The organism is Arthrobacter sp. Helios (assembly GCF_023167125.1).
Classification (GTDB): domain Bacteria; phylum Actinomycetota; class Actinomycetes; order Actinomycetales; family Micrococcaceae; genus Arthrobacter_B; species Arthrobacter_B luteolus.
In genome coordinates, this window is the sequence record NZ_CP095402.1 from 3,870,160 (window position 1) to 3,895,998 (window position 25,839).

At 60.6% G+C, this 25,839-nt stretch carries 5 protein-coding genes and 6 rRNA genes; 9 read left to right on the plus strand and 2 right to left on the minus strand.

Annotation, left to right across the window (positions count from 1 at the left end; all coding sequences use genetic code 11):
• Positions 1-66: 66 nt before the first annotated feature.
• Positions 67-2,691 (minus strand): alpha-glucan family phosphorylase, encoded by a 2,625-nt coding sequence (gene glgP / locus ArtHe_RS17790; protein ID WP_248318181.1) that lies wholly within the window; start codon positions 2,689-2,691, stop codon positions 67-69.
• A 200-nt stretch (positions 2,692-2,891) separates the two neighbouring features.
• Between glgP and ArtHe_RS17795 the strand changes: the two genes are divergently transcribed.
• The 6 genes from ArtHe_RS17795 (at position 2,892) to rrf (ArtHe_RS17820) (ending at position 16,615) form a co-directional block, all read left to right on the plus strand.
• Complete coding sequence (locus tag ArtHe_RS17795; RefSeq protein WP_248318182.1) at positions 2,892-4,943, plus strand: alpha-1,4-glucan--maltose-1-phosphate maltosyltransferase; 2,052 nt, start codon at positions 2,892-2,894, stop codon at positions 4,941-4,943.
• Positions 4,943-6,712 (plus strand): maltose alpha-D-glucosyltransferase, encoded by a 1,770-nt coding sequence (gene treS / locus ArtHe_RS17800; RefSeq protein WP_066300182.1) that lies wholly within the window; start codon positions 4,943-4,945, stop codon positions 6,710-6,712. Before ArtHe_RS17795 ends, treS begins: the two co-directional genes overlap by 1 nt.
• On the plus strand, positions 6,709-10,539 hold the full coding sequence (glgB, locus tag ArtHe_RS17805; protein WP_248318183.1) for a 1,4-alpha-glucan branching protein GlgB: 3,831 nt from the start codon (positions 6,709-6,711) through the stop codon (positions 10,537-10,539). The genes treS and glgB overlap by 4 nt, the downstream gene beginning before the upstream one ends.
• 467 nt (positions 10,540-11,006) lie before the next feature.
• A 16S ribosomal RNA gene (locus tag ArtHe_RS17810) occupies positions 11,007-12,535 on the plus strand.
• Between the two features lie 588 nt (positions 12,536-13,123).
• A 23S ribosomal RNA gene (locus tag ArtHe_RS17815) occupies positions 13,124-16,259 on the plus strand.
• A gap of 239 nt (positions 16,260-16,498) precedes the next feature.
• Positions 16,499-16,615, plus strand: a 5S ribosomal RNA gene (gene rrf / locus ArtHe_RS17820).
• Together the 16S, 23S and 5S rRNA genes form the textbook arrangement of a ribosomal RNA operon.
• A gap of 2,013 nt (positions 16,616-18,628) precedes the next feature.
• Here the strand turns inward: rrf (ArtHe_RS17820) and ArtHe_RS17825 are convergent.
• Positions 18,629-19,195 carry a hypothetical protein gene (locus tag ArtHe_RS17825; RefSeq protein WP_248318184.1) on the minus strand — a complete coding sequence of 189 codons (567 nt, stop codon included), beginning with the start codon at positions 19,193-19,195 and terminating at the stop codon, positions 18,629-18,631.
• A gap of 1,027 nt (positions 19,196-20,222) precedes the next feature.
• On the opposite strand from ArtHe_RS17825, the gene ArtHe_RS17830 reads away from it, so the two are divergent.
• The 3 genes from ArtHe_RS17830 to rrf (ArtHe_RS17840) all read left to right on the plus strand — a co-directional run bounded on the left by ArtHe_RS17830 (position 20,223) and on the right by rrf (ArtHe_RS17840) (position 25,831).
• Positions 20,223-21,751, plus strand: a 16S ribosomal RNA gene (locus ArtHe_RS17830).
• Between the two features lie 588 nt (positions 21,752-22,339).
• A 23S ribosomal RNA gene (locus ArtHe_RS17835) occupies positions 22,340-25,475 on the plus strand.
• Positions 25,476-25,714: 239 nt separating this feature from the next.
• Positions 25,715-25,831, plus strand: a 5S ribosomal RNA gene (gene rrf, locus ArtHe_RS17840).
• Positions 25,832-25,839 lie beyond the last annotated feature (8 nt).

Here is a 25,839-nt window from a genome sequence, read left to right on the forward strand (position 1 = left end):
CAGTCAGCCGGTCAGCGCAGCCCACCGCCGGTGAACCAGCCAGCCGGGGGCAGCGCCGGAGGACCGTCAGGCGTTCACCACCAGCCCCAGCTCGGCTTTCGAGGCCAGGCCGGGATGCTCCGGCAGGACCCGCGCCGTGTAGCCAAACGGTCCTGCCTGCTCAATCCGGATGCTGCCCGCGTACAGGTACCTGCCCGAGCCCAGATCCTCACTGACGGAAAGATCCTGGAACTGGTAATCGCTGAGCCGGTCAGTTTCGGAGACCTTCCCGTAGGCGACTTCCACCACCACATCCGAGGGCTTCAGCGAACCCAGGTTCACATACGCCTGAATATTAAGGCTGTCACCGATCTGCGGCGCATCGCTGATTCCGATTGAATCCACGTGTTCCACGGAAACACCGGACCAGCCATCCCGCACCTTCTGGATCCAGGCGGCAAGTTCCTTGGCAGCCTGGTACTGGTTGGCTGCCGCGGCCCGGCCGGACTGGCAGGCCGGACGGTAAAGCCTGTTGACGTAATCCCGCAGCATCCTGGAGGCGGAAACCTCCGGGCCCAGCTCGGCCAGCGTGTGCTTGACCATCTCCAGCCATTCGTGCGGCAGGGAATCCGCCGGTGCTTCAGAGGGCCCGGCCGCGCCGGCGGCGCCCGGCAGCTCCGCGCCGTAGAACAACGGGGTAACGGTGTTCTCCAGCAGGTCATAGAGGGCAGCGGCTTCGATATCGTCGCGCTGGTCGGCGGTATGCACTTCCCTGGTCTGGGTGCCTTCCCGGGGATTAGCCGAGGGAATCGCCCAGCCATTGGCGCCGTCGTACATCTCGTCCCACCAGCCGTCCATGATCGAGACGTTCAGACCGCCGTTGATCGCGGACTTCATGCCCGAGGTGCCGGAGGCTTCCAGCGGCCGGATCGGGTTGTTCAGCCAGACGTCACAGCCGGGGAACAGGGTGCGGGCCATGGCGATGTCGTAGTTGGGCAGGAAGACGATCCGGTGCCGGACCTCCGGGTCGTCGGTGAACTGCACCAGGTCCTGGATCATGCGCTTGCCCATCTCATCCGCGGGGTGCGATTTGCCCGCCACGATCACCTGGACCGGGTGGGTGGGATGCAGGAGCAGAGCCTTGAGCCGGGCAGGGTCCCGCAGCATGAGGGTCAGCCGCTTGTAGGTCGGCACACGGCGCGCGAAACCGATGGTCAGAATGTCCGGGTCCAGCACATCATCGGTCCAGCCGAGCTGAGCATCGGATGCTCCGCGCTTGAGCCAGGCGGAGCGCACCCGTCCCCGGACGTCGTCGATCAGGTTGCTGCGCATCCTGCGCCGCAGATCCCAGAGGGCCTCGTCGCTGACTTCGTAGGCACGGGCCCAATCACGGTCGTGCACAGCTGCGACGCCCAGCTGCTGCCGCGCCAGGGCGGTGACCTCCGGATCAACCCAGGTGGGCACGTGCACACCATTGGTGACTGAGGTGATCGGCACCTCGGAAACGTCAAACCCGGGCCAGAGGCCGGAGAACATTTCCCGGGACACCTGGCCGTGGAGCTTGGCGACGCCGTTGGCGCGCTGGGCCAGGCGCAGCCCCATCACCGCCATGTTGAACATGTTCGGGTCCCCGCCCTCGTAATCCTCCGCTCCCAGGGAGATGACCTTGTTGGTGGGCACGGACTGCGCCAGTCCGGCGCCCAGAAAATGGCGCACCACAGACACATCGAAACGGTCGATTCCTGCCGGGACCGGTGTGTGGGTAGTGAAAATGGTCGAGGCCCGGGCTGCGGTGAGGGCTTCCTCCCAGTTCATCCCGGTGTCCATCAGTTCCCGGATCCGCTCCACTCCGAGGAACCCTGCGTGGCCCTCATTGGTGTGGAAAACCTCGGGGGCCGGGGCACCGGTCAGCCGTTCAAAAACGCGCAGTGCCTTGACGCCGCCCATTCCCAGCAGCAGCTCCTGCTGCAGTCGGTGGTCGCCACCGCCGCCGTACAGCCGGTCGGTGATCCCGCGCGCGGCGTCGTCATTGCCCCGGACATCGGCATCCAGCAGCAGCAACGGCACGCGGCCGACGTCGGCCCGCCAGATCTGGGCCATGAGGTGCCTGCCGTTGGGCAGCGGCAGGCTGATGCGGGCCGGGGTTCCGTCCTCTTCGCGCAGCAGCGTCAGCGGCAGCCCGTTCGGGTCCAGGACCGGATAGGTTTCCTGCTGCCAGCCGTCCCGGGAGAGGGACTGCTTGAAGTAGCCGGCCTGGTAGAGCAGGCCAACCCCCACCAGGGGGACACCCAGGTCCGAGGCGGATTTGAGATGGTCGCCGGCGAGGATGCCCAGGCCGCCGGAGTACTGGGGCAGGACCGCGCTGATGCCGTATTCGGGTGAGAAGTAGGCGATGAGCCGTGGTGCGTCCTCGCCGAGAGACTGGTACCAGCGCGGAGCCGTGAGGTAGTGCTCAAGGTTCTCGTCGAGTTCCCGGATCCGGTCGACCAGCGCGGAGTCTGAGGAAATGCGCTCCAGCGTCTGCCGGCTGACCGAGCCGAGGGCACGGATCGGGTCGTGTCCGCTGGCAGCCCAGATTTCCGGGTCCAGATCTTGGAAGAGCTGTCTGGTGGGCTCGTGCCAGCTCCAGCGCAGGTTGCCGGCAAGTCTGGCCAGCGGCGCTATCGTGTCGGGGAGGACAGTACGGACGGTAAACCTTCGGATTGCCTTCACCCCCGTTAGGCTAGCGCAGATGGCAGCAGGGGTGCCGCAAATCACAAAAAATGCGGAGAAAAGCAACATGGAATTTACCTGGATCCGCGGACCCGCTGCTCACCTGCAGGAACATTTACCGCAACGCCCTGACCAGTGACGATGCAGCAAAAGGTACGTGGCCTTAGCAATCTGCCCTGATTGTCGCTAACGTCTAGTCTGTGACCACTTCCAGCGCGTTGTCATCTGATGTCCAGCCCGCCACGGAACTCCGGTTTGGCCGGATTCCGATCGTAAACGTGTCTCCGGTGATCGAGTGCGGCCGCTTTGCGGCCAAAGCGGTTCCGGGAGAGGACGTCGTGATCGGGGCCACCGTCTTCCGTGAGGGGCACGATCTGGTCGGCGTCACCGCCGTGCTCTACGGCCCCTCCGGCACGGAGGTCCAGCGGCACCGCATGCGCCCGGTGGGGCAGGGCCTTGACCGCTGGCGGGGACTGCTGCGGCCGGAAACGGCGGGGGACTACACGTTCGCCGTCGAAGGCTGGGCGGACCTGTACGGAACCTGGCACCACAACGCCGAGGTGAAGATCGCCGCGGGAGTCGACGTCGAACTGATGCTCGCCGAGGGCGCTGCCCTGTTTGCCGCCGCGGCGGAGGGCAGAAGCGAAGCGGACGCGGAAGTCCTCCGCGGCACCGCCCGGGTGATGGGCGACACCGCGGTGGATCCCAGCGCGCGTCTGGCTGCTGCCGGCAGGAGCGAACTGACCGGCGTACTGGACCGCGAACCGATCCGGGACCTCGTCACCTCTTCACCGAAGTTCCCGGTCAAAGTGGAACGCGACCGGGCCGGACGCGGCGCCTGGTACGAGTTCTTCCCCCGGTCCGAAGGCGCGGTCTTCGACCCGGCAACGGCGTCCTGGACCTCCGGAACCTTCCGCTCTGCGGCCCGCAGCTTGGAACGCGTCGCCGCCATGGGGTTCGACGTCATTTACCTCCCGCCGATCCACCCGATCGGCACCACGCACCGGAAGGGGCCGAACAACACCCTGGTTGCCGGCCCGCAGGACCCCGGTTCGCCCTGGGCCATTGGCGCGGTGGAGGGAGGCCACGACGCGCTGCACCCGGACCTGGGCACGTTCGCGGACTTCGACCATTTTGTCGACACAGCGGCCGGACTTGGGCTCGACACCGCAATTGACCTGGCGTTGCAGGCCTCGCCGGACCATCCCTGGGTCACCGAGCACCCCGAGTGGTTCACCACCCGGGTGGACGGGACGATCGCCTACGCGGAGAACCCGCCAAAGAAATACCAGGACATTTATCCGCTGAATTTCGATAACGACTACGAGGGTCTGTCCGCGGAAATCCTGCGGATCGTGCTGATGTGGATCAGCCACGGGGTGAAGATCTTCCGGGTGGACAACCCGCACACCAAGCCGCTGCGCTTCTGGGAGTGGCTGATCGGGACGGTGAACCGCCAGCATCCCGACGTCGTTTTCCTCGCCGAGGCGTTCACCCGCCCACCGATGATGCACGCCCTCGGCATGGCCGGGTTCCAGCAGTCCTACACCTACTTCACCTGGCGGAACACCCGGAAGGAAATCGAGGAGTACTTCACCGAGGTCTCGCAGGAAACCGCCGCCTTCTTCCGGCCGAACTTCTTCGTGAACACCCCGGACATCCTGACCGAATTCCTGCAGTACGGCGGTCCGCCCGCCTTCAAGATCCGGGCTGTGCTGGCCTCGACCGCCAGCCCGCTGTGGGGCATGTACGCCGGGTTTGAACTCTACGAACACGTCGCCCGGCCCGGCGCGGAGGAGTATCTGGACAACGAGAAGTTCGAATACAAGCAGCGTGACTTCGCCGCTGCGGAGGCGGCGGACAGAAGCCTGGCTCCCTACATCACCAGGCTCAACCAGATCCGCCGGTCGCACCCTGCCCTGGGTGATCTCCAGAACCTGACGGTCCACACGAGCACCGACGAGGCCACGGTGGTTTACTCCAAGCACAAGCAGGTCCGGCTATCCGATCCAAGCAGTAAGGACACTCTCATCATCGTCGTGAACACTGATCCGCACAGCGCACGGGAATGCACCGTGACCCTGGACCTCGAGGCACTGGACCTGGACCCGCAGGACTTTAATGAGGACGGAACGTTCTGGGTGGATGACCTGATCAGTGGAGCCAGCTGGCGCTGGGGCCAGTACAACTACGTCCGTCTGGATGCCCACTACGAACCGGCGCATATCCTCGCAGTACGGAGGGGGCGCTAGTGGTTAATCCGTTCCAGCTGCACGCGCCCGGCCTCACCAACGACCCCAACTGGTACCGCAAAGCGGTCTTCTACGAAGTCCTGGTCCGCGGATTCCGGGACTCCAACGGAGACGGCAGTGGTGATTTCACCGGTCTGATCGACCAGCTCGACTACCTCCAGTGGCTGGGAATCGACTGCCTCTGGCTGCCCCCGTTCTTCAAGTCCCCGCTGCGGGACGGCGGATATGACATCTCGGACTACTACGACGTGCTGAACGAATTCGGCACCATCAGCGACTTCAAACGCCTGGTATCGGAGGCCCACGCCCGGGGACTGCGGGTCATCATCGACCTGCCGCTGAACCACACCTCGGACAAGCACCCGTGGTTTGAAGAATCCCGGAATGATCCGGACGGCCCCTACGGGGACTTCTACGTCTGGTCCGACACCGACCAGAAATACGAAGACGCCCGCATCATTTTCGTCGACACCGAAGAGTCCAACTGGGCCTTCGACCCGGTCCGGCGCCAGTTCTTCTGGCACCGTTTCTTCAGCCACCAGCCGGACCTGAATTTTGAGAATCCCAAAGTCGTCGAAGCGGTGTTCGACGTCGTCCGCTTCTGGCTGGACCAGGGGATCGACGGATTCCGCGCGGATGCCATTCCCTATCTCTTCGAGGAAGACGGCACCAACTGCGAGAACCTGCCCGCCACCCACCGGTTCCTGAAGGACCTGCGCACCATGGTGGACGAGAACTATCCCGGCCGGGTGATTGTGGCCGAGGCGAACCAGATGCCGCACGAGGTGGTGGAGTATTTCGGCGACGAAACCGGTCCCGAGTGCCACATGTGCTTCCACTTTCCGATCATGCCCCGGCTGTTCTACGCGCTGCGTGACCAGAAGGCGGCGCCGATCGTGCAGACCATGGAAGAGACCCCGGAGATCCCGCAGGGCGGGCAGTGGGGCACCTTCCTGCGGAATCACGATGAACTGACCCTGGAGATGGTCACCAACGAGGAACGCCAGGCAATGCTGGGCTGGTACGCCCCGGATTCCCGGATGCAGGCCAACATCGGCATCCGCCGCCGGCTGGCGCCCCTGCTGGACAACTCCCGGTCGGAGATCGAGCTGATCCACGCGCTGCTGCTCTCCCTGCCGGGCAGTCCGTTCCTCTACTACGGCGATGAAATCGGCATGGGTGACAACATCTGGCTGGAAGACCGTGATGCTTCACGTACTCCCATGCAGTGGAACCCGGACCGCAACGCCGGTTTCTCCACCGCCGATCCCGGCAAGGTGTACCTGCCGGTGGTGCAGTCGCTGGTTTATCACTACAACCACGTCAACGTGGAAGCGCAGCTGGCCAGTTCAAGTTCGCTGCTGCACTGGATGCGGCAGATGATCATGGTCCGGAAAACCCATCCGTCCTTCGGAATGGGGTCCTACCGCAACGTACCGACCGACAGCGAAGCCGTCCTGGCGTTCCTGCGCGAACTGCCCGAGGACAACCCGGAGGGCGAGGTGGGGGAGACCATGTTCTGCATCTTCAACCTCTCCCAGCATCCGGTGGCCGCGACAGTGAGTGTGCCGGAATTTGCGAACCGCGGGCTGCGGGACGCGTTCGGAGGAACCCCCTTCCCGGCATTCGGGGAGGACGGCTCGCTCACCCTGACCCTGGGCAGCCACGACTTCTTCTGGCTGCGGCTGCGCTCCTCGAAGTCCAACACCAGTTCACCGCAGACCGAAGCAATTCCGTTGATACTCGCCCCGGAGGCCACGTCCAGATGAGCGAAACCATTCCGTCCCTGCCCGAACTTCTGACTGCCTGGCTGCCCCGGCAGCGATGGTTCCCGGCCAAGGGACGGGATGTGAGCCTCAAACGGGTGGGTGGAATCCAGCTCGAGGATCCCGAGGGAGCCGTCGAACTCCACGTACACTTCGTCGCCGTCGAATCCGGGCGCAGGGTGGACGTGATCAGTGTCCCAGTCTCCACCCGTGCCGTTCCCGATCCGGATCTTGAAGCGGCGCTGATGGGTGCTGCCGAACTCCCCGGCGAGGGCCAGGTGTGGCTTTACGACGGCACCGCGGATCCGGTCTTTGTGACCGCCTGGCTGGAAACGATGCGCTCGCAGGCCAACTCGATTGACGGCCGGACCCATGGGTATGCCCTGGGCGGATTCGCCGACTGGTCGGCGTTCACGGAGCCGCTGCCCATCCAGGTCCTGAAGGGCGAACAATCCAACACCTCGGTGATTGCCCTGACCGCCGGAGTGCCCGTGATCGTGAAGTTCTACCGGGTCCTGGCCGCCGGTGAAAGCCCGGACGTGCTGGTCAGCGCCAAGCTGACCGCAGGCGGATCCCAGGACGTGCCGGCAACGCTGGGCTGGCTCACCGGAAGCTGGGCAGACGTGTACGACGCCGAGGCCGGCTCATGGGTCAGCGGCGACGTCAGCGTTCTGCGCGAATTCGTCCCGAACAGCGAAGACGCCTGGCGCACTGCCTCCTCTGCCGCAGTCGCCGGCCGGGACTTCACTGCCGAGGCCGAAGAACTGGGAGCCGTCACCGGCCGGATCCATGCACAGCTGGAAGCTGCCTTCGGCGCCAGGCAGCCACCGCCTGCGGAACGCGAAGAGTTCATCGCCTCCCTTGTCCGCCGCATCCGCTGGGAATGGGATGAAGCCCGCAGCTACGTTGGTCCCTATGACGGCACGCTGGAGCAGCTCCTCGGCACCGTCGCTGACCTGGAGGTGCTGCCGAACCTGCAGCGCATTCACGCCGACTACCATCTGGGCCAGGTACTGCATTCCGCGGACCGGGGCTGGACGGTGCTGGACTTCGAAGGTGAACCGCTTCGTCCGGCAGCGGAACGCAGCGTCCCCGACGTCGCCCTGCGCGACGTCGTCGGCATGCTTCGCTCCATCGACTACGCCGCAGCGGTGGCGGTGATCGGTACAGCCGGCGCCGGCCCCGAGCAGGCGGAGGACCTTGAAGCCCGCCGCGCACAGGCCGAACACTGGGCGCAGGGCGCCGCTGATGCGTTCCTGCGCGGGTACGAGAAGGAAACCGGAACCCAGGTCAACCGTGCGGATCCGCTGTTCCTTGCCCTGTGGCTGGACAAGGCCCTGTACGAAGTTGTGTACGAGATCCGCAACCGCCCCGCCTGGATCGAGGTGCCGGCCGCAGCGGCCCGCGAGGTACTCGAAGAACTCCGGTCGCAGCAGGATCCGACGAAGTCCCAGGAAGAGAGCCCCGTGAACGAATTCTCCAAGCCCAAGCCCAAGCCCTCGCAGTCCGCACAGCCCGCCGACGCCGGTGCGGTGCCGCCGGCGGGGCAGGCCGGCGAGCGTGCACCGGCAACGGGCCCTGCGCAGCAGCCCGCTGCCGCCGGTGCGGCAGGTGATGCCGCCGGGCCGGCGGCCTCAGCCGCCGCCAAGGACCCGCTGCCCGTTCCGGAGCATGTCCTGGCTGCCGTCTCTCACGGCACTTACTATCAGCCGCATGCCGTGCTGGGAGCACACCTGGACGATCACGGAACGGTGACCATCCGTGCCCTGCGTCCGCTGGCCCGGGAAGTGACCGCGGTGACTCCGGAGGGGCGGGTGCCCCTGCACCATGAGTACAACGGCATCTGGGTGGGTACAACGCCGGCACCTTCGCCGGGGCAGGTCCCGGACTACCGGCTCGAGGTCGTCTATGAAGGGCTCCCTGCCGCCACGGTGGACGATCCGTACCGGTTCCTTCCCAGCCTCGGCGAAATAGACCTCCACCTGATCGGCGAAGGCCGGCACGAAAAGCTGTGGACCGTGCTCGGCGCCAATCCGCACCACTACAAATCCGTCCTGGGCGAGGTGGACGGCGTCAGCTTCGCCGTCTGGGCCCCCAATGCCCAGGCCGTCCGGGTCGAAGGCGACTTCAACGGGTGGGACGGCCGGATCCACGCGATGCGGTCGCTGGGCAGCACCGGGGTCTGGGAGATTTTCATTCCGGACGTGGAGCCGGGCGCACGCTATAAGTTCGAGCTCCTCGGCCAGGACGGCGTGTGGCGCGAAAAGGCTGATCCACTGGCCAAAGGAACCGAAGCACCGCCGCTGACCGGCTCACGGGTGGTGGAATCCACCTACCGGTTCGAAGACCAGGACTGGATGCAGGCCCGGGCCCAGCGGGACCCGCACAACTCACCCATGAGCGTGTATGAGGTGCACCTCGGCTCCTGGCGGTTGGGCCTGGACTACCGGGAACTGGCGAAGCAGCTGGCGGAATACGTTACCTGGCAGGGGTTCACCCATGTGGAGTTCATGCCGGTGGCCGAGCATCCCTTCGGCGGTTCCTGGGGTTACCAGATCACCGGTTACTTCGCCCCGACCGCCCGCTTCGGGCATCCGGATGACTTCCGCTACCTGGTCGATACCCTGCACCAGGCCGGGATCGGTGTTCTCCTGGACTGGGTCCCCGGCCATTTCCCGAAAGATTCCTGGGCGCTTGCGAACTTCGACGGGCAGCCGCTGTACGAGCACCCGGACCCGATGCGCGGCGAGCAGCCCGACTGGGGAACCCTCATCTTCGACTACGGCCGCCGGGAAGTACGCAACTTCCTGGTCGCCAATGCCATCTACTGGCTGGAGGAGTTCCACATCGACGGCCTGCGGGTCGACGCCGTCGCCTCCATGCTGTACCTGGACTATTCCCGGCCCGCCGACCAATGGCGGCCCAATGCCTTTGGCGGCCGGGAGAACCTGGAAGCGATTTCTTTCCTGCAGGAGGTCAACGCCACTGCCTACCGCCGAGTCCCCGGCATCGTGATGATCGCCGAGGAATCCACGGCGTTCCCGGGTGTTACCTCACCCACCAGCAGCGGCGGACTCGGTTTCGGCCTGAAGTGGAACATGGGCTGGATGAACGACACCCTCGAATACATGTCCGAGGATCCGATCAACCGGAAGTACCACCACGCCAAGCTCACCTTCTCCCTGGTCTACGCCTTCACCGAGAACTTCCTGCTGCCCATCAGCCATGACGAAGTGGTGCATGGAAAGGGGTCGCTGCTGCGCAAGATGCCGGGGGACCGGTGGCAGCAGCTGGCGAATGTGCGTGCCTACTTGGCCTTCCAATGGGCGCACCCGGGCAAGCAGCTGCTCTTTATGGGCACGGAATTCGGCCAGGAAGCGGAGTGGTCTGAACAGTACGGCCTGGACTGGTATCTCACTGAGACGCCCCAGCACCGCGGAGTGCAGCTGCTGGTCCGGGAGCTCAACGGCATCTACCGGGAAACCCCAGCACTCTACGACCGGGACAATGAACCGGCCGGGTTCCAGTGGATCAATGAGAACGACGGTGCCCGCAACGTTCTGTCCTTCATCCGGTGGGACCACCAAGGAAATCCGCTGGTGTGCATCGCCAACTTCGCCGGCGCCCCGCACGAGCGGTTCCGGGTCGGCCTTCCGTGGGCCGGCGAATGGGAGGAGCGGCTGAACACGGATGCTGTGGAGTTTGGTGGTTCCGGTGTTGGCAACCTGGGAGTCGTGACAGCTGTCGAGGGCGCTTTCGAAGGCCAGCCGGCATCCGCCGAGCTGCGGTTGCCGCCGCTCGGCGTGCTGTACCTAACGCCTAAGCAGTAGGTCCGGCGGGGTCTGATTCTGTCCCATGGCTGGGCTGCGGGCCGGAGCCCCGGGCCACAAGACGGGGGTGCTGGAGGGTGCTGGATGCCGGCGGTCTGCGGGCGGTTCAGACCCCGCTCAAACCGTGCTATAGTTTATATCCGCGCAGAACGAGAGATCGGGAAGCGCGCCGCAGGAACAAATCGCCGGTTTGACACCGACGAACCAGCGGTACTAAGATAGAAAAGTTGCTCCGGAGCGACGGAGAGCAGAAATTCCTCGGAATACCAGCTCTCCCGGTGCCGGAAGTACCTGTTGTTTGAGAACTCAATAGTGTGCCAAGTTTATTGATACCAATTATTTTGATTGGTTGAATTGGCTGTCCCGCCCACCCCGTGGGCTGTGGATGGTTTTTTTAGCTGGTTTCGAATTTAGTGCAGAACTGTGCAGCCAATTTTCCTTGGCTCCGGTTTTGTGTCTGTAACACATTTACGGAGAGTTTGATCCTGGCTCAGGATGAACGCTGGCGGCGTGCTTAACACATGCAAGTCGAACGATGACTTCTGTGCTTGCACAGAATGATTAGTGGCGAACGGGTGAGTAACACGTGAGTAACCTGCCCTTAACTTCGGGATAAGCCTGGGAAACTGGGTCTAATACCGGATACGACCACCTGGCGCATGCCATGGTGGTGGAAAGCTTTATGCGGTTTTGGATGGACTCGCGGCCTATCAGCTTGTTGGTTGGGGTAATGGCCCACCAAGGCGACGACGGGTAGCCGGCCTGAGAGGGTGACCGGCCACACTGGGACTGAGACACGGCCCAGACTCCTACGGGAGGCAGCAGTGGGGAATATTGCACAATGGGCGAAAGCCTGATGCAGCGACGCCGCGTGAGGGATGACGGCCTTCGGGTTGTAAACCTCTTTCAGCAGGGAAGAAGCGAAAGTGACGGTACCTGCAGAAGAAGCGCCGGCTAACTACGTGCCAGCAGCCGCGGTAATACGTAGGGCGCAAGCGTTATCCGGAATTATTGGGCGTAAAGAGCTCGTAGGCGGTTTGTCGCGTCTGCTGTGAAAGCCCGGGGCTCAACCCCGGGTCTGCAGTGGGTACGGGCAGACTAGAGTGCAGTAGGGGAGACTGGAATTCCTGGTGTAGCGGTGAAATGCGCAGATATCAGGAGGAACACCGATGGCGAAGGCAGGTCTCTGGGCTGTAACTGACGCTGAGGAGCGAAAGCATGGGGAGCGAACAGGATTAGATACCCTGGTAGTCCATGCCGTAAACGTTGGGCACTAGGTGTGGGGGACATTCCACGTTTTCCGCGCCGTAGCTAACGCATTAAGTGCCCCGCCTGGGGAGTACGGCCGCAAGGCTAAAACTCAAAGGAATTGACGGGGGCCCGCACAAGCGGCGGAGCATGCGGATTAATTCGATGCAACGCGAAGAACCTTACCAAGGCTTGACATGAACCGGAAAGGCCTGGAAACAGGTCCCCCACTTGTGGCCGGTTTACAGGTGGTGCATGGTTGTCGTCAGCTCGTGTCGTGAGATGTTGGGTTAAGTCCCGCAACGAGCGCAACCCTCGTTCTATGTTGCCAGCGCGTTATGGCGGGGACTCATAGGAGACTGCCGGGGTCAACTCGGAGGAAGGTGGGGACGACGTCAAATCATCATGCCCCTTATGTCTTGGGCTTCACGCATGCTACAATGGCCGGTACAAAGGGTTGCGATACTGTGAGGTGGAGCTAATCCCAAAAAGCCGGTCTCAGTTCGGATTGAGGTCTGCAACTCGACCTCATGAAGTTGGAGTCGCTAGTAATCGCAGATCAGCAACGCTGCGGTGAATACGTTCCCGGGCCTTGTACACACCGCCCGTCAAGTCACGAAAGTTGGTAACACCCGAAGCCGGTGGCCTAACCCCTTGTGGGAGGGAGCCGTCGAAGGTGGGACCGGCGATTGGGACTAAGTCGTAACAAGGTAGCCGTACCGGAAGGTGCGGCTGGATCACCTCCTTTCTAAGGAGCACCTCAAGGCCCATGTCCTTCCACAGTGCTGGATGTGTGTTTTGCAGGAGATGCCCATATCGGGGACATATGTTCCCCGGTGGGTGCTCAAGGGTGGAATATCAATAAGCAGGTGCCCGGCGCTACGCCTGGCAGCCCAGTACGTTCTGTTCCTTCGGGGACGGGATTGGAACACGCTGCCGGATCGTGGGACCGGGTTTTTCCGTTTGGCACACTGTTGGGTCCTGAGGCAACAGGACCGTATGAATGACAATTGACTGCTGGTGGCCTGATCCGTTTTGTGCGGAGCGGGTGCCGGCGGGTGGTTGGAAGGACACGGATTCGGTGTTGTTTCTGATTGTTCCTGCGCAGGTCTGAGACTGTCACGGTAAATACGTGGTGGTGGAGGGGTGTGACGGGGTTGTTGTTTGAGAACTACATAGTGGACGCGAGCATCTTAAAAATTATTAAGTGCAATTTCAGAAAAACCTGGTAGATCCGGTTGGTCTGTTGGCTTGTCCTCCTTTGAGGGGGTGGGTTGATGGGTTGGCTGGTGAGACCGTGGTTTTCTCGATAGCGATATTAATTATTGATCTTTGTGGTCAAGTTTTTAAGGGCACACGGTGGATGCCTTGGCATCAGGAGCCGAAGAAGGACGTAGGAATCTGCGATAAGCCTGGGGGAGTTGATAACCGAGCGTTGATCCCAGGATGTCCGAATGGGGAAACCCCGCCCGGCGCGCGAGTGACCGGGTGACCCGCATCTGAACACATAGGGTGCGTGGAGGGAACGCGGGGAAGTGAAACATCTCAGTACCCGCAGGAAGAGAAAACAACAGTGATTCCGTTAGTAGTGGCGAGCGAACGCGGAAGAGGCTAAACCAGTGGTGTGTGATAGCCGGCGGGCGTTGCATCACTGGGGTTGCGGGACTTTCCGTACCAGTTCTGCCGGATTGGTGAAGTGAGTGCAGGTGCATAGGTGAACTGGTTTGAAAGCCAGGCCGTAGAGGGTGTTAGCCCCGTAACCGGAATGTATGCTGCCGCTTGGAGAGGATCCCAAGTAGCACGGGGCCCGAGAAATCCCGTGCGAATCTGCCAGGACCACCTGGTAAGCCTAAATACTCCCTGATGACCGATAGCGGACAAGTACCGTGAGGGAAAGGTGAAAAGTACCCCGGGAGGGGAGTGAAATAGTACCTGAAACCGTGTGCCTACAAACCGTTGGAGCAGCCTTGTAGCTGTGACAGCGTGCCTTTTGAAGAATGAGCCTGCGAGTTAGTGTTACGTCGCGAGGTTAACCCGTGTGGGGAAGCCGTAGCGAAAGCGAGTCTGAATAGGGCGAGTGAGTGGCGTGATCTAGACCCGAAGCGGAGTGATCTACCCATGGCCAGGTTGAAGCGACGGTAAGACGTCGTGGAGGACCGAACCCACTTCAGTTGAAAATGGAGGGGATGAGCTGTGGGTAGGGGTGAAAGGCCAATCAAACTCCGTGATAGCTGGTTCTCCCCGAAATGCATTTAGGTGCAGCGTTGCGTGTTTCTTACCGGAGGTAGAGCTACTGGATGGCCGATGGGCCCTACAAGGTTACTGACGTCAGCCAAACTCCGAATGCCGGTAAGTGAGAGCGCAGCAGTGAGACTGTGGGGGATAAGCTTCATAGTCGAGAGGGAAACAGCCCAGACCACCAACTAAGGCCCCTAAGCGTGTGCTAAGTGGGAAAGGATGTGGAGTTGCCCAGACAACCAGGAGGTTGGCTTAGAAGCAGCCACCCTTGAAAGAGTGCGTAATAGCTCACTGGTCAAGTGATTCCGCGCCGACAATGTAGCGGGGCTCAAGTACACCGCCGAAGTTGTGGCATTCAGATTTTTGGTAAGCCTTCGTGGTTCAGCCGTCTGGATGGGTAGGGGAGCGTCGTGTGGGCAGTGAAGCTGCGGTGTAAACCAGTGGTGGAGCCTACACGAGTGAGAATGCAGGCATGAGTAGCGAAAGACGGGTGAGAAACCCGTCCGCCGAATGATCAAGGGTTCCAGGGTCAAGCTAATCTGCCCTGGGTAAGTCGGGACCTAAGGCGAGGCCGACAGGCGTAGTCGATGGACAACGGGTTGATATTCCCGTACCGGCGAAAAACCGCCCATACCAAACGGGGGATACTAACCGCCCAATACCTGACCGGCCGCCCTTGTGGCGACCCGGTTTTTGGTGGAGCGCGGGACCGTAACCCGGGAGGTAAGCGTATTAACAGGTGTGACGCAGGAAGGTAGCCGGGCCAGGCGATGGTAGTCCTGGTCTAAGGATGTAGGGTCAGTGATAGGCAAATCCGTCACTGTGTCTTTGATGACGCACCTGAGATCTGATGGGACCCCCGAACGGGGGAATCCGGTGATCCTATGCTGCCTAGAAAAGCATCGGCGCGAGGTTTTAGCCGCCCGTACCCCAAACCGACACAGGTGATCAGGTAGAGAATACTAAGGCGATCGAGAGAATTATGGTTAAGGAACTCGGCAAAATGCCCCCGTAACTTCGGGAGAAGGGGGGCCTGCCCCGTGACCGTCACTTGCTGGCGTGAGCGGGTGTGGGCCGCAGAGACCAGGGGGAAGCGACTGTTTACTAAAAACACAGGTCCGTGCGAAGTCGCAAGACGATGTATACGGACTGACTCCTGCCCGGTGCTGGAAGGTTAAGAGGACCGGTTAGCCCTTACGGGCGAAGCTGGGAATTTAAGCCCCAGTAAACGGCGGTGGTAACTATAACCATCCTAAGGTAGCGAAATTCCTTGTCGGGTAAGTTCCGACCTGCACGAATGGAGTAACGACTTCCCCGCTGTCTCAACCATAAACTCGGCGAAATTGCAGTACGAGTAAAGATGCTCGTTACGCGCAGCAGGACGGAAAGACCCCGAGACCTTTACTATAGTTTGGTATTGGTGTTCGGTGTGGCTTGTGTAGGATAGGTGGGAGACTGTGAGACCCGGACGCCAGTTCGGGTGGAGTCATCGTTGAAATACCACTCTGGTCATACTGGATATCTAACTTCGGCCCGTAATCCGGGTCAGGGACAGTGCCTGATGGGTAGTTTAACTGGGGCGGTTGCCTCCTAAAGAGTAACGGAGGCGCCCAAAGGTTCCCTCAGCCTGGTTGGCAATCAGGTGTCGAGTGTAAGTGCACAAGGGAGCTTGACTGTGAGAGAGACATCTCAAGCAGGGACGAAAGTCGGGACTAGTGATCCGGCGGTACATTGTGGAATGGCCGTCGCTCAACGGATAAAAGGTACCTCGGGGATAACAGGCTGATCTTGCCCAAGAGTCCATATCGACGGCATGGTTTGGCACCTCGATGTCGGCTCGTCGCATCCTGGGGCTGGAGTAGGTCCCAAGGGTTGGGCTGTTCGCCCATTAAAGCGGTACGCGAGCTGGGTTTAGAACGTCGTGAGACAGTTCGGTCCCTATCCGCTGCGCGCGCAGGAAATTTGAGAAGGGCTGTCCTTAGTACGAGAGGACCGGGACGGACGAACCTCTGGTGTGTCAGTTGTACTGCCAAGTGCACCGCTGATTAGCTACGTTCGGATGGGATAACCGCTGAAAGCATCTAAGCGGGAAGCCTGCTTCGAGATGAGATTTCCATACACCTTGTGTGTGAGAGGCCCCCAGCCAGACCACTGGGTTGATAGGCCGGATGTGGAAGCGGGGACTAAAGACCCGTGAAGCTGACCGGTACTAATAGGCCGATAACTTACACCACAACACACTCTGGCGGAACACGACTTCAAACGGTTCCGCAATATAGAGGGGTGTGATGATCATGCTGCTTGCGTCCACTATGTGGTTCCCGGACAACAACCCGTTGGGTTGTTATTCCAGGGAACAAATAATTGAATACACGGTACCCGTGTAATCCACCACAGATTTACCCGCCCCCCGCCACCGCATCCTCCTTTTCGGGATGATGCCGGCAGCAAGAGGGGTTTGGGTTGGAAGGGTTACGGCGGTCACAGCGCGGGGGAAACGCCCGGTCCCATTCCGAACCCGGAAGCTAAGACCCGCAGCGCCGATGGTACTGCACCCGGGAGGGTGTGGGAGAGTAGGTCACCGCCGGACAATCATTTCAAGGCCACCCCCCTTTGTGGGGTGGTCCGGGTTCAGGCCCCGCACCCTTGGTGCGGGGCCTGACCTGTTTAACCCCGCTTAACCCGCGGATGTCCCCCACCCCCCTGGCCGCCCTCCCAGGGCGGGCCGGCTTCGTCCCGGAAGACCCCACCTGCAGCCCTGCCTGGCTGCTGCCGGCCGGTCGATTCCGGGGTTCCAGACCGGCCCCGGGGCTGGGCCCAGGCCCGTCCTGGTGCGCACCTACGGCGGGGGCAGTGAAGTTCATCCCACAACGCCCACACCCGCAAACCCACCCATCCGTACGTGCCTGGTCCGGTGCCTGGTTTCCCTGGTGCGCAGATACGGCGGGCTGCTGCCGCTCCTGGTCACCAGAGCTGCACACCCACGACTACCTGTCGGGTTGGTGCTCCGCAGCCGGACACCGCGGTGCGCAGATACGGCGGGCTGCTGCCGCTCCTGGTCACCAGAGCTGCACACCCACGACTACCTGCCTGACCGGTGCTCCGCAGCCGGACACCGCGGTGCGCAGATACGGCGGGCTGCTGCCGCTCCTGGTCAGCAGAGCTGCGCACCCACGCCGACCTGTCTGGGTGGTGCTCCGCAGCCGGACACCGCGGTGCGCAGATAATGCGGGTTGCTGGTGTTTAGGCCATCGGACCTGCACGCCCGGACGGGGTTCTCCTCGGCGCCGTTCGCCCAGTGCGCAGATAATGCGGGTTCCCGCGTTCCTGGTCACCAGAGCTGCCCACCCACGACTACCTGCCGGGTTGGTGCCCCGCAGCCGGACTCCCTGGTGCGCAGTTAATGGGGGCCGTTGGCGTTCTTGGTCACCAGAGCTGCGCACCCACGCGCACTTGCCTGGTCGGTGCTCAGCACTGGACTCCCTGGTACGCACCTACGGCGGGTTGCTGGTGTTTAGGTCGCTGGAGCTGCGCACCCACGCACACTTGCTGGGGTAGTGCTCCGCAGATGGACGCTCGGTGCGCACCTAACGCGAACTGCCGACGCTTAGGCCACTTGAGCTGCGCACCCAGACGGGGAACCTCAACCGCTCTCATGACTTCCGGCGCCAAGCAGGCCCGCAGTTCCCACCCCTCGTGACAGAAGTGACCTGTTGTGACCTCACCCGCCTCATGGGTAACGACGGCTGGGAAACGCGGCGGTCACCCACTCTCCCCAACCCCGATGGCCTCCGTTTTTGATGAACTCGGCCATCGCGGCGACACACGTTCCCACTCTTCGTGACAGGTGTAACCTCCTGAGGTCACACCAGTCCCGGGTACGCAACAAAGAGTGGGATCGCGTACTGGAGTGGGCGGGCCAGGGATGGCGGATTGCCGCCGTTCCTGGTTGGCAGAGGTGCGCACCCAGGCGGGGGAGTGTCCGTTGACGGCGTCCCGGTGCGCAGATAATGCGGGCTGCCGACGTTTAGGTCACCGGAGCTGCGCACCCAGCGATGCCGGCGTTTCGCACGGATCGTCCAGTCCGCGGATATGGGGGCCAGAAGAAGATCCGGGTCATCGGACATGCCCACCCACACGCCCGGCTGCCTGGGTGATGCCCCGGTGCCCGCCTCCTCGGTGCGCAGATAGTGCGGGTTATTGTCGTTCTAGGTCGCCAGAGGTGCGCACCCATGCCGACCTGCCTGGTGGGTGCTCCGCACATAGACTCCCTGGTGCGCAGATACGGTGGGTTGCCGCCGCTCCTGGTGGCCAGAGGTGCGCACCCAGGCGGGGGAGTCTCCGGTGCCGGCCGCCCGGGTGGGCCGGTAGGGCGGGTTGCCGCCGCTCCTGGTGGCCAGAGGTGCGCACCAAGGCGGGGGAGTCTCCGGTGCCGGCCGCCCGGGTGGGCCGGTAGGGCGGGTTGCCGCCGTTCCCGGTCGCCAGAGCTGCACACCCACGCCGACCTGTCTGGGTGGTGCTCCACGGTAAGGGTTCATACAAGGAGCTCGTATCCGGCGACGTGGACGGTTAGGTTCCTAAATGCTGCTTGTGCTGCTAGGGATCATTGGCTGGTCTGGAGTGCCTCAGTATAGAGTTTTGGGTCGTTCCTGGTGTCAGCTGAGATGAGCAGATGGCTGCCGTTCAGACGCTGCGCGAAGTAACCCAAATAGGGCAGCACGATGATCGTCGTGACCCCGTCTTTCCATGCCTTAACCAGTGCCGGGAGGCTATCCCGTTCAGAGCGGGAAGGGAAGTTCGGCAATGTCTGTCTATCCCAAATATTGAAGGCCACGAGATCTACCCCATCCTCGCCGTATTCGACGGTCCAGAACGGGGGCACAAGCGGGTGGAAATCCTGTCCAGCTCTCGAGAGGTTCTGCATCTCGTCCTGTGAGATTGGTGAGTCTTGTCCTGTGCCTACGTTGAACCAGGCCCAGCTGCGGTCCCACTGCTGCTTCCATCGTTTATCCCACACCTCGCGGCTTGCTGACTCCGGAATCTTGGATGCACCTGTCGCAGCCACAGGACTCAGTTCCGGAATTTCGATGTCCTGGGCGACCATCCATGCCTGTCGGATGAAGAGCAGCATCTTCAGGTTCTGTGCATGGTCGTCAATCCTGATGGTCATGTCCTTTGGCCAGACAAACCGACGGTAAAGCCCCACTCCCCACATAGTGACTCCTTCGTGTTGTCGGCCGGATCGACAAGCCGTTGGCGCCCAGCATCGCACCCGGCTTACCGCCAGTAAATGGTTCGCTCCGGGCCGGTGGCTCCGATCCTGGCTGTGTCCTCTGGGGCGGGGCAGTGTCCGGTGGGAGCAACAGCGAACTTGGCCGCGACCCCGGTATCGAACACTGCCTGGCCCCTCTAATCCGATCAGACGCAGCCGTCCGCTCTCTCGACGTCAACTATGGAGTCACCAGAGAGGTCTTCCATGACGGATCCTGACTGCGCGGATACTGAGACTCCGTATGGGCCGGGATAAAACGATGCGTCGAAGCCAGGATATAGAGCAGGCTAATTGTTCGTATACTTACTTTTCCGAAATTTCACCGCAGCCTGCAGACCGACAATCGTCATTCAACACCCCTCTCAGCTGGGCTGGCAGCGGCTACGGTGGAGGATATCTGCGACGTGGTGCAGGACACCTTGATTCGATTTGCGCGCCCGCCCGGCGCCGTGTAATGTTTTCTGAGTCGCCGCGGCCGGGACGCTGAGAAAGCGCCCGAAGCATGGCGGCCAAACCCCAACTTCCTTTCGATGGTGGATCTGCTGCGCGCCTTGTGTGCCGGCGGGAAAGCCTGACAATGAATGCTGGGTTCGGACAGCCGGTTTGAACGGTTCGGAACGATTTCCACGGAAATCCGCCGAATTGCAAAAACCGGAAAGATGAAATAGAATTATGAAACACCGCAGCGGTGCGAAAAGAAAGACATTGATCCGGAAACGGAATGGTTTTTCTGAGTAGACCGGATGCGACTGTTGTTTGAGAACTCAATAGTGTGCCAAGTTTATTGATACCAATTATTTTGATTGGTTGAATTGGCTGTCCCGCCCACCCCGTGGGCTGTGGATGGTTTTTTTAGCTGGTTTCGAATTTAGTGCAGAACTGTGCAGCCAATTTTCCTTGGCTCCGGTTTTGTGTCTGTAACACATTTACGGAGAGTTTGATCCTGGCTCAGGATGAACGCTGGCGGCGTGCTTAACACATGCAAGTCGAACGATGACTTCTGTGCTTGCACAGAATGATTAGTGGCGAACGGGTGAGTAACACGTGAGTAACCTGCCCTTAACTTCGGGATAAGCCTGGGAAACTGGGTCTAATACCGGATACGACCACCTGGCGCATGCCATGGTGGTGGAAAGCTTTATGCGGTTTTGGATGGACTCGCGGCCTATCAGCTTGTTGGTTGGGGTAATGGCCCACCAAGGCGACGACGGGTAGCCGGCCTGAGAGGGTGACCGGCCACACTGGGACTGAGACACGGCCCAGACTCCTACGGGAGGCAGCAGTGGGGAATATTGCACAATGGGCGAAAGCCTGATGCAGCGACGCCGCGTGAGGGATGACGGCCTTCGGGTTGTAAACCTCTTTCAGCAGGGAAGAAGCGAAAGTGACGGTACCTGCAGAAGAAGCGCCGGCTAACTACGTGCCAGCAGCCGCGGTAATACGTAGGGCGCAAGCGTTATCCGGAATTATTGGGCGTAAAGAGCTCGTAGGCGGTTTGTCGCGTCTGCTGTGAAAGCCCGGGGCTCAACCCCGGGTCTGCAGTGGGTACGGGCAGACTAGAGTGCAGTAGGGGAGACTGGAATTCCTGGTGTAGCGGTGAAATGCGCAGATATCAGGAGGAACACCGATGGCGAAGGCAGGTCTCTGGGCTGTAACTGACGCTGAGGAGCGAAAGCATGGGGAGCGAACAGGATTAGATACCCTGGTAGTCCATGCCGTAAACGTTGGGCACTAGGTGTGGGGGACATTCCACGTTTTCCGCGCCGTAGCTAACGCATTAAGTGCCCCGCCTGGGGAGTACGGCCGCAAGGCTAAAACTCAAAGGAATTGACGGGGGCCCGCACAAGCGGCGGAGCATGCGGATTAATTCGATGCAACGCGAAGAACCTTACCAAGGCTTGACATGAACCGGAAAGGCCTGGAAACAGGTCCCCCACTTGTGGCCGGTTTACAGGTGGTGCATGGTTGTCGTCAGCTCGTGTCGTGAGATGTTGGGTTAAGTCCCGCAACGAGCGCAACCCTCGTTCTATGTTGCCAGCGCGTTATGGCGGGGACTCATAGGAGACTGCCGGGGTCAACTCGGAGGAAGGTGGGGACGACGTCAAATCATCATGCCCCTTATGTCTTGGGCTTCACGCATGCTACAATGGCCGGTACAAAGGGTTGCGATACTGTGAGGTGGAGCTAATCCCAAAAAGCCGGTCTCAGTTCGGATTGAGGTCTGCAACTCGACCTCATGAAGTTGGAGTCGCTAGTAATCGCAGATCAGCAACGCTGCGGTGAATACGTTCCCGGGCCTTGTACACACCGCCCGTCAAGTCACGAAAGTTGGTAACACCCGAAGCCGGTGGCCTAACCCCTTGTGGGAGGGAGCCGTCGAAGGTGGGACCGGCGATTGGGACTAAGTCGTAACAAGGTAGCCGTACCGGAAGGTGCGGCTGGATCACCTCCTTTCTAAGGAGCACCTCAAGGCCCATGTCCTTCCACAGTGCTGGATGTGTGTTTTGCAGGAGATGCCCATATCGGGGACATATGTTCCCCGGTGGGTGCTCAAGGGTGGAATATCAATAAGCAGGTGCCCGGCGCTACGCCTGGCAGCCCAGTACGTTCTGTTCCTTCGGGGACGGGATTGGAACACGCTGCCGGATCGTGGGACCGGGTTTTTCCGTTTGGCACACTGTTGGGTCCTGAGGCAACAGGACCGTATGAATGACAATTGACTGCTGGTGGCCTGATCCGTTTTGTGCGGAGCGGGTGCCGGCGGGTGGTTGGAAGGACACGGATTCGGTGTTGTTTCTGATTGTTCCTGCGCAGGTCTGAGACTGTCACGGTAAATACGTGGTGGTGGAGGGGTGTGACGGGGTTGTTGTTTGAGAACTACATAGTGGACGCGAGCATCTTAAAAATTATTAAGTGCAATTTCAGAAAAACCTGGTAGATCCGGTTGGTCTGTTGGCTTGTCCTCCTTTGAGGGGGTGGGTTGATGGGTTGGCTGGTGAGACCGTGGTTTTCTCGATAGCGATATTAATTATTGATCTTTGTGGTCAAGTTTTTAAGGGCACACGGTGGATGCCTTGGCATCAGGAGCCGAAGAAGGACGTAGGAATCTGCGATAAGCCTGGGGGAGTTGATAACCGAGCGTTGATCCCAGGATGTCCGAATGGGGAAACCCCGCCCGGCGCGCGAGTGACCGGGTGACCCGCATCTGAACACATAGGGTGCGTGGAGGGAACGCGGGGAAGTGAAACATCTCAGTACCCGCAGGAAGAGAAAACAACAGTGATTCCGTTAGTAGTGGCGAGCGAACGCGGAAGAGGCTAAACCAGTGGTGTGTGATAGCCGGCGGGCGTTGCATCACTGGGGTTGCGGGACTTTCCGTACCAGTTCTGCCGGATTGGTGAAGTGAGTGCAGGTGCATAGGTGAACTGGTTTGAAAGCCAGGCCGTAGAGGGTGTTAGCCCCGTAACCGGAATGTATGCTGCCGCTTGGAGAGGATCCCAAGTAGCACGGGGCCCGAGAAATCCCGTGCGAATCTGCCAGGACCACCTGGTAAGCCTAAATACTCCCTGATGACCGATAGCGGACAAGTACCGTGAGGGAAAGGTGAAAAGTACCCCGGGAGGGGAGTGAAATAGTACCTGAAACCGTGTGCCTACAAACCGTTGGAGCAGCCTTGTAGCTGTGACAGCGTGCCTTTTGAAGAATGAGCCTGCGAGTTAGTGTTACGTCGCGAGGTTAACCCGTGTGGGGAAGCCGTAGCGAAAGCGAGTCTGAATAGGGCGAGTGAGTGGCGTGATCTAGACCCGAAGCGGAGTGATCTACCCATGGCCAGGTTGAAGCGACGGTAAGACGTCGTGGAGGACCGAACCCACTTCAGTTGAAAATGGAGGGGATGAGCTGTGGGTAGGGGTGAAAGGCCAATCAAACTCCGTGATAGCTGGTTCTCCCCGAAATGCATTTAGGTGCAGCGTTGCGTGTTTCTTACCGGAGGTAGAGCTACTGGATGGCCGATGGGCCCTACAAGGTTACTGACGTCAGCCAAACTCCGAATGCCGGTAAGTGAGAGCGCAGCAGTGAGACTGTGGGGGATAAGCTTCATAGTCGAGAGGGAAACAGCCCAGACCACCAACTAAGGCCCCTAAGCGTGTGCTAAGTGGGAAAGGATGTGGAGTTGCCCAGACAACCAGGAGGTTGGCTTAGAAGCAGCCACCCTTGAAAGAGTGCGTAATAGCTCACTGGTCAAGTGATTCCGCGCCGACAATGTAGCGGGGCTCAAGTACACCGCCGAAGTTGTGGCATTCAGATTTTTGGTAAGCCTTCGTGGTTCAGCCGTCTGGATGGGTAGGGGAGCGTCGTGTGGGCAGTGAAGCTGCGGTGTAAACCAGTGGTGGAGCCTACACGAGTGAGAATGCAGGCATGAGTAGCGAAAGACGGGTGAGAAACCCGTCCGCCGAATGATCAAGGGTTCCAGGGTCAAGCTAATCTGCCCTGGGTAAGTCGGGACCTAAGGCGAGGCCGACAGGCGTAGTCGATGGACAACGGGTTGATATTCCCGTACCGGCGAAAAACCGCCCATACCAAACGGGGGATACTAACCGCCCAATACCTGACCGGCCGCCCTTGTGGCGACCCGGTTTTTGGTGGAGCGCGGGACCGTAACCCGGGAGGTAAGCGTATTAACAGGTGTGACGCAGGAAGGTAGCCGGGCCAGGCGATGGTAGTCCTGGTCTAAGGATGTAGGGTCAGTGATAGGCAAATCCGTCACTGTGTCTTTGATGACGCACCTGAGATCTGATGGGACCCCCGAACGGGGGAATCCGGTGATCCTATGCTGCCTAGAAAAGCATCGGCGCGAGGTTTTAGCCGCCCGTACCCCAAACCGACACAGGTGATCAGGTAGAGAATACTAAGGCGATCGAGAGAATTATGGTTAAGGAACTCGGCAAAATGCCCCCGTAACTTCGGGAGAAGGGGGGCCTGCCCCGTGACCGTCACTTGCTGGCGTGAGCGGGTGTGGGCCGCAGAGACCAGGGGGAAGCGACTGTTTACTAAAAACACAGGTCCGTGCGAAGTCGCAAGACGATGTATACGGACTGACTCCTGCCCGGTGCTGGAAGGTTAAGAGGACCGGTTAGCCCTTACGGGCGAAGCTGGGAATTTAAGCCCCAGTAAACGGCGGTGGTAACTATAACCATCCTAAGGTAGCGAAATTCCTTGTCGGGTAAGTTCCGACCTGCACGAATGGAGTAACGACTTCCCCGCTGTCTCAACCATAAACTCGGCGAAATTGCAGTACGAGTAAAGATGCTCGTTACGCGCAGCAGGACGGAAAGACCCCGAGACCTTTACTATAGTTTGGTATTGGTGTTCGGTGTGGCTTGTGTAGGATAGGTGGGAGACTGTGAGACCCGGACGCCAGTTCGGGTGGAGTCATCGTTGAAATACCACTCTGGTCATACTGGATATCTAACTTCGGCCCGTAATCCGGGTCAGGGACAGTGCCTGATGGGTAGTTTAACTGGGGCGGTTGCCTCCTAAAGAGTAACGGAGGCGCCCAAAGGTTCCCTCAGCCTGGTTGGCAATCAGGTGTCGAGTGTAAGTGCACAAGGGAGCTTGACTGTGAGAGAGACATCTCAAGCAGGGACGAAAGTCGGGACTAGTGATCCGGCGGTACATTGTGGAATGGCCGTCGCTCAACGGATAAAAGGTACCTCGGGGATAACAGGCTGATCTTGCCCAAGAGTCCATATCGACGGCATGGTTTGGCACCTCGATGTCGGCTCGTCGCATCCTGGGGCTGGAGTAGGTCCCAAGGGTTGGGCTGTTCGCCCATTAAAGCGGTACGCGAGCTGGGTTTAGAACGTCGTGAGACAGTTCGGTCCCTATCCGCTGCGCGCGCAGGAAATTTGAGAAGGGCTGTCCTTAGTACGAGAGGACCGGGACGGACGAACCTCTGGTGTGTCAGTTGTACTGCCAAGTGCACCGCTGATTAGCTACGTTCGGATGGGATAACCGCTGAAAGCATCTAAGCGGGAAGCCTGCTTCGAGATGAGATTTCCATACACCTTGTGTGTGAGAGGCCCCCAGCCAGACCACTGGGTTGATAGGCCGGATGTGGAAGCGGGGACTAAAGACCCGTGAAGCTGACCGGTACTAATAGGCCGATAACTTACACCACAACACACTCTGGCGGAACACGACTTCAAACGGTTCCGCAATATAGAGGGGTGTGATGATCATGCTGCTTGCGTCCACTATGTGGTTCCCGGACAACAACCCGTTGGGTTGTTATTCCAGGGAACAAATAATTGAATACACGGTACCCGTGTAATCCACCACAGATTTACCCGCCCCCCGCCACCGCATCCTCCTTTTCGGGATGATGCCGGCAGCAAGAGGGGTTTGGGTTGGAAGGGTTACGGCGGTCACAGCGCGGGGGAAACGCCCGGTCCCATTCCGAACCCGGAAGCTAAGACCCGCAGCGCCGATGGTACTGCACCCGGGAGGGTGTGGGAGAGTAGGTCACCGCCGGACAATCATTT

Coding starts and splice junctions, on each gene's coding strand:
- glgB (WP_248318183.1), top strand. CDS start 6,709: ATGAGCGAAACCATTCCGTCCCTGCCCGAACTTCTGACTGCCTGGCTG.
- ArtHe_RS17825 (WP_248318184.1), bottom strand. CDS start 19,195: ATGACCATCAGGATTGACGACCATGCACAGAACCTGAAGATGCTGCTC.